The organism is Arenibacter algicola, assembly GCF_000733925.1.
GTDB lineage: Bacteria > Bacteroidota > Bacteroidia > Flavobacteriales > Flavobacteriaceae > Arenibacter > Arenibacter algicola.
Genome location: NZ_JPOO01000001.1, coordinates 931,208 through 945,017 on the forward strand (window position 1 = coordinate 931,208; position 13,810 = coordinate 945,017).

General features: G+C 38.6%; 10 protein-coding genes. 6 read left to right on the top strand and 4 right to left on the bottom strand.

All coding sequences use genetic code 11. The annotated features are described in order from the left end of the window. The first annotated feature begins 243 nt into the window (after positions 1-243). On the top strand, positions 244-2,988 hold the full coding sequence (locus tag U735_RS0103950; RefSeq protein WP_031442577.1) for an AsmA family protein: 2,745 nt from the start codon (positions 244-246) through the stop codon (positions 2,986-2,988). Between the two features lie 133 nt (positions 2,989-3,121). On the opposite strand, the gene U735_RS0103955 is transcribed toward U735_RS0103950, so the two are convergent. Next, positions 3,122-3,997, bottom strand: a complete 876-nt coding sequence (locus tag U735_RS0103955; protein WP_031442578.1) for a MerR family transcriptional regulator — start codon at positions 3,995-3,997, stop codon at positions 3,122-3,124. Positions 3,998-4,148: 151 nt separating this feature from the next. On the opposite strand from U735_RS0103955, the gene U735_RS0103960 reads away from it, so the two are divergent. The 3 genes from U735_RS0103960 to U735_RS0103970 all read left to right on the top strand — a co-directional run bounded on the left by U735_RS0103960 (position 4,149) and on the right by U735_RS0103970 (position 7,669). Further along, positions 4,149-6,158 carry a fasciclin domain-containing protein gene (locus tag U735_RS0103960; RefSeq protein WP_031442579.1) on the top strand — a complete coding sequence of 670 codons (2,010 nt, stop codon included), beginning with the start codon at positions 4,149-4,151 and terminating at the stop codon, positions 6,156-6,158. Between the two features lie 113 nt (positions 6,159-6,271). Continuing rightward, on the top strand, positions 6,272-7,108 hold the full coding sequence (locus U735_RS0103965) for a phytoene/squalene synthase family protein (RefSeq protein WP_031442580.1): 837 nt from the start codon (positions 6,272-6,274) through the stop codon (positions 7,106-7,108). A 108-nt stretch (positions 7,109-7,216) separates the two neighbouring features. Next, positions 7,217-7,669: a sterol desaturase family protein gene (locus tag U735_RS0103970; protein ID WP_031442581.1), complete on the top strand. Its 453-nt coding sequence runs from the start codon at positions 7,217-7,219 to the stop codon at positions 7,667-7,669. Positions 7,670-7,781: 112 nt separating this feature from the next. On the opposite strand, the gene U735_RS0103975 is transcribed toward U735_RS0103970, so the two are convergent. Together U735_RS0103975 and U735_RS0103980 are read right to left on the bottom strand one after the other, a co-directional pair. Further along, a complete protein-coding gene (locus U735_RS0103975) occupies positions 7,782-9,104 on the bottom strand; it encodes a cryptochrome/photolyase family protein (RefSeq protein WP_051891861.1) in 1,323 nt (440 codons plus the stop codon). Positions 9,105-9,288: 184 nt separating this feature from the next. Further along, positions 9,289-10,083 carry a DUF2797 domain-containing protein gene (locus U735_RS0103980; protein ID WP_031442583.1) on the bottom strand — a complete coding sequence of 265 codons (795 nt, stop codon included), beginning with the start codon at positions 10,081-10,083 and terminating at the stop codon, positions 9,289-9,291. Between the two features lie 274 nt (positions 10,084-10,357). Between U735_RS0103980 and U735_RS0103985 the strand changes: the two genes are divergently transcribed. Both U735_RS0103985 and U735_RS0103990 read left to right on the top strand, forming a co-directional pair. Continuing rightward, positions 10,358-11,872 (top strand): GH3 auxin-responsive promoter family protein, encoded by a 1,515-nt coding sequence (locus U735_RS0103985; RefSeq protein ID WP_031442584.1) that lies wholly within the window; start codon positions 10,358-10,360, stop codon positions 11,870-11,872. A gap of 74 nt (positions 11,873-11,946) precedes the next feature. Continuing rightward, positions 11,947-12,495 (top strand): hypothetical protein, encoded by a 549-nt coding sequence (locus U735_RS0103990; protein WP_031442585.1) that lies wholly within the window; start codon positions 11,947-11,949, stop codon positions 12,493-12,495. A 64-nt stretch (positions 12,496-12,559) separates the two neighbouring features. On the opposite strand, the gene clpX is transcribed toward U735_RS0103990, so the two are convergent. After that, entirely contained in the window at positions 12,560-13,795 is a 1,236-nt protein-coding gene (gene clpX, locus U735_RS0103995; RefSeq protein WP_031442586.1) for an ATP-dependent Clp protease ATP-binding subunit ClpX, read from the bottom strand. Positions 13,796-13,810: the final 15 nt, after the last annotated feature.

The window sequence follows — 13,810 nt, forward strand, 5'->3', positions numbered from 1 at the left end:
AATATGTTTTTTTTAGCGATGTTAAATTTTGTTTAAACTAAGTCGGTATTTTGATTTTACTTGGTGATATATTGTAGAATTGCGTCAATATTTAAAGGTATACGTTTAACCTTATGTCCAATTTCTATTTAATATTGAGCCACAAGTCCAAGCGTAAAATAGAAATTTGTTGAGAAAAGGGTGAATTCCTCCTTTTTGACCAAGAATTGATTGTATTGCTCATAAAATTATAAATAGTATCAGATGAAAAAGAAAATTTTAAAGATTGTTGGTGGCGTATTTTTGGTAATCATTTTACTTCTTGTTGCCGCCCCGTTTTTCTTAAAAGGTAAGATTGCTGGTATCATTAAGGAGAAGGTAAATAATAGCATCAATGCTACCTTTGATTTTTCAGAGGCCGATTTAACTCTTTTCAGTAGTTTCCCCAATGCCACCGTTACCCTGGATAACATAACACTTATAAATAAGGCTCCCTTTGAGGGCGATACCCTATTTGCATCGGATAGGGTAAGCTTGGACATGTCCATAAAGGAACTGTTCAAGGATGCAAGTGAGCCCATTGCCATAAAAAGTTTAGTATTGGATGGCCCACGTATAAATATAAAGGTGGACAAAGAAGAGAATGCCAACTATGATATCGCTGTTGAGGATGGTTCTTCTCCGAATAATGCAGCAGATACCGCTTCGTCCGAAAGTAGTTTCAACTTGTCCATGGAGTCTTACGCCATTAATAATGCGGCCATAAAATATGACGACCTTTCCAGCGGCATGTCCTTTGCGGTTATAGAAATGAACCATAGCGGTAAGGGAGATCTGTCCTTGGAGAACTCTGAATTGGACACGGAGACCAGTGGTTGGGTTTCTTTTGTAATGGATAGTACCCAATATCTGAACAAGAATCCGGTTCAATTGAAGGCCCTTATAGGGGTAGATTTAAAGGAAAGCAAGTACACCTTTTTAAAGAATGAGGCCATGGTAAATCAATTGGCCTTGGTATTTGACGGGTTTGTGAAATTGAATGAGGACAACCAGGAGGTAAACATAAGCTTTAAAACACCTTCGTCCGATTTTAAAAACTTCTTGGCCGTTATTCCAGAGGCTTATTCCAAAGATATTGCTCAGGTGTCCACAACCGGAAACTTTACGGTTGCCGGCGAATTTAAAGGGATAGTGGATGATGATCACATTCCACAGTTTAAAATCGACATAAATTCGGAAAATGCCTCCTTTAAGTATCCAGATCTGCCCAAAGCGGTCCGAAATGTGTTTATAGATACTGAAATTTCCAATAATACCGGTATTACGGAAGATACCTTTGTTGATATCCGAAAGTTGTCTTTTATGATAGACGAGGACAAATTTAATATGGAAGCCAAAATAAGCGACCTTATGGGGAATACCAAGGTGAATGCCAAAATAGATGGCAAAATGAATCTTGACAATATTTCCAAGGCCTATCCAGTTCCTGCCGATTTAAATTTAAAGGGAATTTTAATTGCCGATATTTCTACGGCCTTTGATATGGCATCCATAGAAAACAAAAGGTATGAAAACACCAAAACCGCTGGTAACTTAAAATTGAGCGACTTTGAGTATAAGTCCGAGGAGTTTCCTAACCCTATAATCCTAAAAAGCACTTCGGTTACCTTTAACCCTACTACCGTAGCCCTTAATAATTTAGCAGGGGCCACGGGAAGGACGGATTTTGAGGCTTCCGGGACCATTAATAATCTGTTGGGATTTATGTTCAATAACGAAAATATTGAGGGTAACTTTACTCTTAAGTCCAACACTTTTGCGGTTAATGATTTTATGGTGGCAGAAACTTCTGAAGTTGGTGATGGATCGGATAAAGAGGCCGCCACTACCTCTACGGAGGAAAAAATTAAGATACCGTCCTTTTTGGATTGTACCATTAATGCCAGTGCCAATACTGTAATTTATGACAATCTTACGTTAAAGGATGTAAAGGGAACTCTGGTAATAAGGGATGAGAAGGCCATACTGTCCAATATGACATCTTCTATTTTTGATGGTAAATTGGCATTGAACGGGGAGGTGTCCACCAAGGAGGCCACACCTACCTTTGCTATGAAATTGGGAATGAACAGCTTTAAGATTGCAGAGACCTTTAATGCTTTGGAGATGTTTAGAACGCTCGCTCCTATAGCCAAAATTCTCCAGGGTACCTTAAATTCCGATGTACAGATATCCGGAAGTTTGAAGGACGATTTTACCCCCAATTTAAATACCATTTCTGGAAATATATTGGCGGAATTATTGACTGATAAAATTGATGCGGAAAGTGCACCTTTACTTACCGCCTTGGATAGCAAATTGAACTTTTTGGAACTTGATAAATTGAATCTTAAGGATCTAAAAACGGCATTGTCCTTTGAGGACGGAGTGGTAAAGGTTAAGCCCTTTTCCATTAAATATCAGGATTTTGCCATTAATGTTTCCGGTAGCCATACTTTTGATCAAAAACTAAATTATGCGGCTACCATTGAAGTGCCTGCAAAGTATTTGGGAAAGGATATTAATAGCATAATAGCGAGGATTGACGAAAAGTCATTGGAAAATTTAACCATCCCCGTTACTGCCAATATAGGGGGAGGTTATACCAGTCCTACTGTGACTACCGACCTTACCTCCGGAATTAAAAACTTAACGGCCCAACTGGTAGAGATAGAAAAGCAAAAACTGATCAATAAAGGCAAGGATAAGGCCAAGGACTTTATTGGGGATCTTATTGCAAAAAATCAGAAAGCTACAGACTCTACCAAAAAGGAAAACCAAGAAAAAACTCAGGATGTCATAGGAGGTCTTTTGGGGGCTGCAACAAAAAAAACGGATTCTACCACCAAAACCGATACCACAACTGCAGCCAAAAAGGAGGCCCAGAAAGAAGTAGCTAAAAAAATTATAGGCGGACTTTTCAGTAAGAAAAAGGAAACAACGGAAACTAAAAAAGATAGTGTGCAATAAAATTTTCTGGGTAGACTGTATCCCTTTTTAAATAATAATACGCGCATACCTTATAATATAAATTGTATGCGCATATTTTATTTTAATTGAGATGGTGTAAAACCAAAAGACGATTTATTGGGTATTGTTAAAATTAAACCAGTGGTTGCGCAGTCTCCAAAATAGTAATCAAATCCGATGGACTTTTAAGATAGGTCACCATATTATTATTAGGTTCAAAATTAATAGGGCTGCCCGAGAATAATAGGGGAGTTTTGGCCTCCGAGGATAATTTGAAGACTTTTTCTTCCAAAACAGAGGGTGTGGTGGTAACAAAAAAGGTCAATAAATAGTTCGGTTTTACCAATTCCGCCATGGTTATTACGTTGTCATGGGGCACATTTTGGCCAAGATAGAAGACTCTCCATCCTAGCTGTTTGGCAATAAATTGGGCCAACAATAGGCCAATTTCATGGTTTTCACCTTCGGCCAGGAACAGGATTATTTTTGGGGCATTCTTTGGTGCAATGGGCAATAAATCTATAGCGGAACATATTTTTTGACGGATCAGGTTGGATACAAAATGCTCTTGAGCGGGCATAATCTTATTGATGCCCCAAAGAACACCTACCTTGTGCAGAAAGGGATATATTACTTCGGTAAATGTGGTTAAAATACCATTTTTTAAAATCTGGGATTTGATTATGTTGTCAAATTCCTGTTCGTCCAAATTAATCATGCTCAATACCAAGGCATTCACATTAGCATCTTGGTTAGATTCGATCAAGGCGTCTTCAACCATCTTGTGAATTTCTTCATCCGTCATCTTGCCTAAAGCGGATAAACGTACACCTTGACTTCGCAGGATACTAATGTTCAATAGTTTTTTTAATTGGGCATCAGTATAATAGCGGATGTTGGTATCTGTTCTTTCAGGAACTAAGAAATCGTATCTACTTTCCCATTTTCTTAAGGTATGGGAGTTGATCCCTGTTAATGAAACCACTTGCGACATGGAATAATTGCTCATAATGTTGTCTAAATTATTATGGTGTAAAGTTAAACAAAAAAAATGATGAAAGTGGTGCCTCATATATTTTTGTCTAATATTTTATTAAAAAAGTTGGACAATTAAAATAAATGCGTATATTTGTCTAAGTATTAACCTAAATAAATTAGACATGAAAAGAATTGGCATTTATTTTTTAGCATTATTCAGTTCTATGTTTTTTGTTCTATCATGTAGTAATGATGATGACAATGACATAATTGATGAGCCCACTTTGAAGACCATTGTGGAAACAGCTCAAGACACAGACATTTTAAGTAGCTTGGTAGCTGCTTTGGTTAAGGCGGATGAAAACGCCGATTCAGATTTGGTAGGAGCTTTGAGTGGCAATGGCCCCTTTACAGTTTTTGCACCGACCAATGGTGCGTTTACAGCCCTATTGGCCAGTCTGGATGGATTTGATAGTTTAAGCGATTTTGATACTCCTGAGAAAAGGGAGATCCTCGCTGCTATATTGAAGTATCACGTAGTAGTTGGAGCAGCCGCTACTTCTAGCTCCCTTTCCAACGGTCAGGAATTTACTACCCTACAAGGTGAAAAAATTACTGTGAGAATAGACGGCGATGTCTACATACAGGATCCTACCGAAACGGATGCAAAAGTAGGGCCTGCAGATGTTATGGCTTCCAACGGTATAGTACATGTTATAGATAAAGTTTTGATTCCACAGGAAGTTTTGGATGCCCTAAATCCAGAGCCCATGCCAAACATAGTAGAATTGGCAATGGATACCGACTTTTTATCACTTTTAGTGGGTGCTTTGGTACAGGCCGATGCCGGTTTGGTAGACCTGTTGCAGACAGATGGTCCGTTCACGGTCTTCGCACCGACAGATACCGCTTTTGCAGCCCTTTTGGATGCATTGGGTGATGATTACAACAGCTTGGCCGATTTTGATACTCCCGAGGAGAAAACATTGTTGGCACAGATTTTAAAGTATCACGTAGTTGCCGGAACAGCGGCCTATTCTACAGACTTGTCCGATGGGCAAATGATAGAGACCGCCCAAGGAGAATCCGTAACGGTAAATTTAACAGCTGGGGTATTCATTCAGGATAAAACTGATGTGGATGCGAGTGTAGCACCAGCAGATATCGCTGCTAGCAATGGAGTAGTACATGTAATTGATAAAGTTTTACTGCCACAAGAGGCATTGGATGCTCTAATGCCACCATCTCCGAATATTGTGGAATTGGCAATGGACACCGACTTTTTATCACTTTTAGTGGGAGCTTTGGTACAGGCCGATGCCGGTTTGGTAGACCTGTTGCAGACAGATGGTCCTTTCACGGTCTTTGCACCTACAGATACCGCTTTTGCAGCCCTATTGGATGCATTGGGTGATGATTACAATAGCTTGGCAGATTTTGATACTCCCGAGGAGAAAACATTGTTGGCAAAGATTTTAAAGTATCACGTAGTTGCCGGAACGGCAGCTTATTCTACAGACTTGTCCGATGGGCAAATGATAGAGACCGCCCAAGGAGAATCCGTAACGGTAAATTTAACAGCTGGGGTATTCATTCAGGATAAAACTGATGTGGATGCGAGTGTAGCACCAGCAGATATCGCTGCTAGCAATGGAGTAGTACATGTAATTGATAAAGTGTTACTGCCACAAGAGGCATTGGATGCTCTAATGCCACCAACTCCGAATATTGTGGAATTGGCAATGGACACCGACTTTTTATCACTTTTAGTGGGAGCTTTGGTGCAGGCCGATGCCGGTTTGGTAGACCTGTTGCAGACAGATGGTCCTTTCACGGTCTTCGCACCTACAGATACCGCTTTTGCAGCCCTTTTGGATGCATTGGGTGATGATTACAACAGCTTGGCCGATTTTGATACTCCCGAGGAGAAAGCGTTGTTGGCTCAGATTTTAAAGTATCACGTAGTTGCCGGAACAGCGGCCTATTCTACAGATCTGTCCAATGGACAAATGATAGAGACCGCCCAAGGGGAATCCGTAACGGTAAATTTAACAGCTGGGGTATTCATACAGGATAAAACTGATGTGGATGCAGCCGTAGCACCCGCGGATATCGCTGCTAGTAATGGAGTAGTGCACGTAATTGATAAAGTTTTGTTACCACAAGAGGCGATAGATGCCCTATTGCATTAAGATTAGGGTTAGTGCTTAATTTTGGTTACCGAGACTGACGATCATTAATGGCCGTCAGTCTCACTTTATTCTCTATCCTATAAGTATTATTTATAATTTAAATATCTTAAATTTTGAAAGCACTCTTCGATTCTTCCAGTATAAAATGTAGTAAATTGGTAACACATACCTATAGTACTTCCTTTTCTTTGGGTATTAGATTGTTTTCGCCCAAAATACGACCTGCTATTTACGCCATTTATGGCTTTGTAAGATATGCTGATGAGATTGTGGATTCTTTTCATGGTTATGATCAAGAAGAATTACTGACCGAATTTATACAAGAATATAAACTTTCCCTTAAAAGAAAAATTAGTTTAAATCCTATAATAAATTCCTTTCAGGAGGTAGTGCATAAATATGAACTTTATGAATATGCCGATGTTTTTTTGCAACGTATGCAGTATGATCTTGAAGTTTCTGAATATACTACCAAGGAGGCTTATGAAAATTACATCTATGGATCGGCAGATGTAGTTGGTCTAATGTGCTTAAGGGTTTTTGTGGACAATGATAACGAGAAATTTAATTCCCTGCAATCTTCGGCTAAATATCTAGGCTCCGCCTTTCAAAAGGTAAATTTTCTTAGGGATATAAAAGAAGACCTCGAAAGTTTGGGCAGGTCCTATTTTCCCAACGTACATCAAAAGGAACTGAACGATGAGGTAAAAAGGGAAATCATCGCAGAAATTGAGGAGGACTTCGCAAAGGCGTATAAAGGGTTGGTTCAATTGCCCATAGAAAGTAGGCTAGGGGTCTACATTGCCTATAAGTATTATTCAAACCTGCTGAGAAAACTTAAAAACACCAAGTCGGAAAAAATATTGAACGGTAGAATCCATATATCCAATCCTATGAAAATGGTGATATTGGCCAAAGGCTATGTGAGGTACAAGTTAAATGCTATTTAAGTAATGTATTTCAAGGCAAAAGTAGCTCCAGTAATTAGGAAAGTAGTTTTCCCGGAATCTCCGATTGAAACTTAATCCTCAAATGGAAGGAACAATAAAAAAAAGTAAATGGAAATAGTATTTTACATTCTTATAACTCTTTTGACTTTTATAGTGATGGAAGTGGTTACCTGGTGTACCCATAAATTTGTAATGCACGGTTTTTTGTGGGTTTTGCATGCCGATCACCACGAACCTAAATACCCTCATGTTTTTGAAAAAAACGATGCCTTTTTTGTAATATTTGCCATACCGAGTATTTTACTTCTATATTTCGGTATAAGCCCAGCGATCAACTATTTGTTCTTTATTGGTTTGGGTATACTGTTTTATGGCATTGCTTATTTTTTGGTTCATGATGTGCTTATTCACCAAAGGTTCAAGTGGTTTAAGAATATTAAGAATAAGTATTTGTTGGCCTTGAGGAAAGCGCACAAAATTCATCATAAAAATATGGGAAAGGAAGATGGTGAATGTTTTGGTATGCTGCTGGTTCCGAAAAAATACTTCAGAAAAAATTAAATAAAGAGTTTCCGTTTAGAACGGCTAATATAAATTAAAAGGCACTTTTAGGTAGCAGAATTTTTTTTGTAAATGCCATCTCCTTTATGAATTACCCCAAGCACTTTTATTTTTAAGACTCAATTCCAATTTTATACGCTTTCAAAGCTCTTTCCCTGGCGAACTTATGATCTACTATGGGGTCCGGGTATTCAAAGGAATCAATTTCTGGAATCCACTTTCTTACATATTTGTAATCTTTGTCGAACTTTTTCAGTTGTGATTGCGGGTTGAAAATTCTAAAGTAGGGAGCCGCATCACATCCGGTTCCTGCTGCCCATTGCCAGTTGCCATTGTTGGAGGATAATTCGTAATCCAATAATTTTTCGGCAAAATAACTTTCTCCCCACCTCCAGTCGATCAATAAATGTTTGCAAAGAAAACCGGCAGTGATCATCCTTACCCGGTTATGCATAAAACCGGTTTTGTTCAGCTGTCTCATTCCGGCGTCCACCATGGGGTAGCCAGTTTTTCCTTCACACCACAGTCTAAATTCTTCCTTATTGTTCCTCCACTTGATGCCATCGTATTTGGATCTGAAATTTTGAGTTACAACATGGGGGAAATGAAACAGAATTTGCATGAAGAATTCCCTCCAGATCAATTCACTCAAAAAAACTTCATATTTTTTATCAATCCGGGCAATTACCTGTCTAACACTTATAGTTCCAAATCTTAAATGTGGGCTGAGGTGACTGGTACTGTCCTTATATGGGAAATCCCTTTGGTCCGCATAAAGATGTAGTTGGGTCAAATCAAAGTCCTGTACCTGAATATCCGACTTCTTAAAACCGATATCTTCCAAAGATAATGGGGGGCAATCCCCTTTGTGCAGGTTGTTCAGTTTGGGATCCTTAAGTGGAAGGGGATTTTTCTCCCCAAATTTTGCAAGCCATTTATTCTTGTAGGGCGTAAAAACAGTATAGGGATCTTGATCTCCTTTTACAATTTCCCTTTTCTCGAAAATTACTTGATCCTTAAAACTAAAAAAGGGGATATCCTTTTTCGCAAGCAATTGGGAAATTTCTTTATCCCTGTCTATGGCATAAGGTTCGTAGTCCCGATTGGTGTATACTCCAGCAATATTAAATTTGGAAATTAATTCCTTCCAAATGGTTGCCGGCTCACCATCCAGACATAAAATATCCGAGCCATGGCTTTTAAGGGTTTCTTTTATTTTAAGAATGGTTTGATGTATGAAATTAACTCTAGGGTCATCTTCAGGCAACTCATTTAAAATAAGTCGATCATAGATAAATATGGGTAACACGGGAATATCATTAGCCAATGCTTCTGCCAGTGCCGTGTTGTCCTCTATTCTAAGGTCGCGTCTGAACCAAAAAATAGCAATTGGGGTTTGGTCCTTGGATAAGGCGGAAGTATGTTCATTACTCATATTTGGCACCATAGAATTGATGGGAAAAAATTATTATGATTATAGGTCTCAAGCTGTAAACCGAAAAAAATAGGGATTGAATAAGCCAGCTTTCTTGTCCTAATTGGTAATTTTGGAGTAATCTAACTTTAAGGACAATTTAATGATAAATTGAATGAAAATCAATGTTTTCTGCCAGTATAATCTACTTCACTTCCAAACTAACAACGTATCCTTCACTTCCCCTAACATTAAATACCGTACTGTCTTCAAAGATTAGATATTGACCTTTAATACCTTTTAAGACCCCGCTATAGATGGGAGTTTTGTCCAGATTAAGACTTTTTACCTTTTTTGGATATTGTAGCACGGGAAATTCAAGATGCGTTTCCGTATTACTTTCTATGTAATATACAGAGGCCTCATCCGGAATATATTTTTTTAACTTATTTCTATATTCCACCAAATCCTCGTCGTCAACCTCATTCGTCAACATTTTACGCCAGTTGGTCTTGTCGCCTATGTGTTCCTTTAAGGCAACCTCTGTAACTCCGGCCAAATAACGATTGGGGACTTCAACAATCTCTATGGCCTCATGGGCACCTTGGTCTATCCATCTAGTGGGTACCTGCGATTTGCGTGTTACTCCTACTTTGATATTGCTTGAATTGGCAAGATAAACGATGTGCGGCTGTAGCTGAACCTTTTTTTCATATTCCAGGTCCCGGTCTTCTTTGTCCAGATGTGCAGTACTCAATTCGGGCCGCATGATCCAATCCCCGGCCGTAGGAATTTCGTAAAAGCAGGTCCTGCAAAAACCCTGTCTAAAAATTGGGCGATCTTCCCCACAATTAAGACATTGATATTTTATAAAGGAAAGGGTAAGTTCCTTGTTCAATACTTGGTTCAGGTTTAAAAAGTCCCCATCAAATATTAGGTAATATTGTATGGGATCTGCCAATTCAGTTTGCATTTTTCTTAAAACTCCTTGATACTGCATATTTTTTCTGCTTAACGTAAAATCAATTTGAATATGAATTCAATTAAAGCTATTTTTAGCCGATTTAATTTAAAGTTTGTTTAGGAATTTATGGTTATAATTTTTATTTGTCATTTTTGATACTTTTTAAGGTAAATTTATAATCCTCGCCATGGCCAGGGTTTAAAGTTTTACAAGTTATTGTACAAAAACGAGCATTAAAAACTATTGATGAATTCTTTAACAGGCTCTTGGCCTAAAACCCCGCTTTAAACAGCGATAAAGATACCTAAAAATGCCAATAACATTATTCAATTCCATTGCTTCTTGGCTGTTGAAAAAGCGATATCATCAGATAGAACTTTTTTTAAAGTACCCTGAGGAGGTGCAGGATGAGGTATTGCATCAGTTGTTGTCCTTTGCCGAGGATACGGAAATTGGAAGGAAGTACGATTTTGAATCTATCGCCAGTTATGAAACTTTTGCGGAGCGGGTCCCCATAGTCTCCTATGAAGAGGTAGAACCTATGATAGAGCGTTCTAGAAAGGGGGAGCAAAATATCTTTTGGCCAACAACCATTAAGTGGTTCGCGAAGAGTAGTGGTACCACAAATGCCAAAAGCAAGTTTATACCTGTAAGTTCGGAGGCTTTGGAGGATTGCCATTACAAATCCAGTAAGGATCTGCTCTGTTTGTATTTAAACAACAATGAAAACTCGCAGTTGTTTACGGGCAAGAGTTTGCGATTGGGTGGAAGTAAGGAGTTGTATCAGGATAATGGTACCGTTTTTGGAGATCTCTCCGCCATTCTTATAGATAATATGCCGTTCTGGGCAGAACTGAGCAGTACTCCTAGTAACAAGGTGTCCCTGATGAGTGAATGGGAGACTAAGTTACAGGCCATTATTAAGGAAAGTGTTCAGGAAAATGTTACCAGCTTGGCCGGAGTGCCTTCTTGGATGTTGGTGCTCTTAAATAATGTCCTGGAGCAAACAGGAAAGGAGCACCTTTTTTCGGTTTGGGAAAATTTGGAAGTATATTTTCATGGTGGGGTAAGTTTTACCCCTTACAAAGATCAATATTCCAGGCTCTTACCGCGTAAAAATTTTAATTATTATGAAATTTACAATGCTTCCGAAGGATTTTTTGCCATCCAGGATAGAAATAATGCGGACGATCTTTTACTGATGCTAGATTATGGAATTTTCTATGAATTTATTCCCATGGAAACCTATGGTACTAGTGGGCAGATTACATTGCCGTTATGGAATGTGAAGTTAGATAGGAACTATGCAGTAATAATTACTACCAATGCAGGTCTTTGGAGGTATAAAATAGGGGATACGGTGAGGTTTACCTCTACCAACCCCTATAGGATCAAGATTACCGGGAGAACAAAACATCATATTAATGTATTCGGGGAGGAGTTGATCATAGAAAATGCGGAAGAAGCCCTAAAAACTATTTGTATAAAAACTGGGTCCGAAATTAAGGACTATACGGTGGCGCCGATATTTATGGAGGGTAAGGAAAAAGGCGCACATGAGTGGATTATAGAGTTTAGAAAGGCTCCTGAAGAACTGGCTTATTTTATCGAAATTCTTGACAATGCACTTAAATCCTTGAACTCTGACTATGAGGCCAAGCGTTATAATAACATTACTTTAAAACTTCCCAAAGTTCATATTGCCAGGGAAAATCTTTTCTATGACTGGCTAAAATCTAAAGATAAGTTGGGAGGGCAGCATAAAATTCCAAGATTGTCCAATAAAAGGGATTATATCGAGGAATTGCTTCAGATGAACAAATAAATGTGATTAAAACTCTCAATATGTTCAAATTAGAGGTATCAAATGTTTCCCTTTAACAATTTATACTTTTTATTATGGCGAACAGACTAGTAATATTGTCCGATATGTGGGGTTCTAAAAAAGGGCTATGGATTACTTCATATTTGGGCTACTTGCAACAATATTATGATATTACATTTTATGATTGTCAGCATTTGGCAAATATAAGTTTGGAGGTAAATTCTCCTGAGAATATCCACAAGGAATTTATTGATGGGGGAGTAGAAACTGCGGTTGCCCATCTGCTTAAAAAGGAAACGGAACCCAGTCATTATTTAACATTTGGCATTGGTGGTTGTATAGCTTGGAAGGCAGCTCTTAAAGGCTTGCCCCTAAAATCGCTATATACCATTTCCAGTACAAGATTGCGTTTTGAGAGCGAGAGGCCGACAGCAGCGAGTATTCAACTGCTTTATGGACAAAATGATGAGTTTAAGCCTTCAACTACGTGGTCAGACCAAATTGGAGTAGAGATCGAAGTTGTAAAGGGTTTTGGGCATGAACTCTATACCGATGAGAAAATGATCAGTAAGGTTTGTCAAGACTTATTGGCCAAGGTTATGCAAAAACAGTATGTGGCATAACATCTGGGTTTTCAGCTTATATTTAGAAAAACATATAGGTTTTATAAAAGTTAAAAGCAGTCTCTTAAGAGACTGCTTTTAACTTTTTAATAGTTTCAAAGGATAATTTCTCTTCGGCATAAGGTTTTGTTACCTTAAATTCCGATTCGTTCGTACTTGGGAATTCGAACATGGCATCGGTGAAAATAGCTTCGCAAAGTGATCGCAATCCCCTTGCCCCCAATTTATATTCAATGGCCTTGTCCACAATATAATCCAACGCCTGTTCCGTAATCTTAAAGGAAATTCCATCCATCTTGAACAATTTTTCATATTGTTTAATTATGGCGTTTTTGGGCTCTGTTAAAATTGCCCTCAAGGTTTCCTTGTCCAATGGATTCATGTGGGTGAGTACCGGTAGTCTACCAATAATCTCGGGTATTAATCCAAAATCCTTTAAATCCTTAGGTACAATGTATTGTAAAATATTTTCGTTGTCTACCTTTTCTTCAGCTTTGGATGCACTATAACCTACGGCCTGCATGTTCAGCCTTTTGGTAATGTGCCTTTCAATGCCGTCAAAGGCACCTCCGGCAATGAACAAAATATTTTCTGTGTTTACTTCTATAAATTTTTGATCTGGGTGCTTTCTGCCTCCTTTGGGCGGTACGTTTACCACGGTCCCCTCCAATAGTTTAAGAAGTCCTTGCTGAACACCTTCCCCGGATACATCGCGAGTAATTGAAGGATTGTCGCTCTTACGTGCAATTTTATCAATTTCATCTATAAAGACGATACCGCGTTCTGCCTTTTCCAAATTGTAATCTGCCGCCTGCAGTAAGCGGGTAAGTATACTTTCTACATCCTCCCCAACATAACCGGCTTCCGTTAGTACGGTAGCATCAACAATGGCCAAAGGAACATTTAGCATCTTGGCAATGGTTTTTGCCATAAGGGTCTTACCCGTCCCGGTTTGGCCTACCATGACAATATTACTCTTTTGGATTTCTATATCGTCTTCCTTGCTTTTTGGTTGTAGAAGTCTTTTGTAGTGGTTGTACACTGCAACCGACATTACTTTTTTGGTGCGATCTTGACCAATTATAAAGGTGTCCAAAAATTCCTTTATTTCCAAAGGTTTTTTCAACGTTAATTCGGAGGAAAGGTCATTGTTTTTGGTCTGCTTTGATTCTTCGGCCACAATACCGTGTGCCTGCTCTATACAACGATCACATATATGCGCATCAAGACCTGCAATCAATAAATTGGTTTCCGGTTTCTTTCTACCACAAAAAGAGCATTCTAAATTTTCTTTTGCCATATCATTTTATCACTT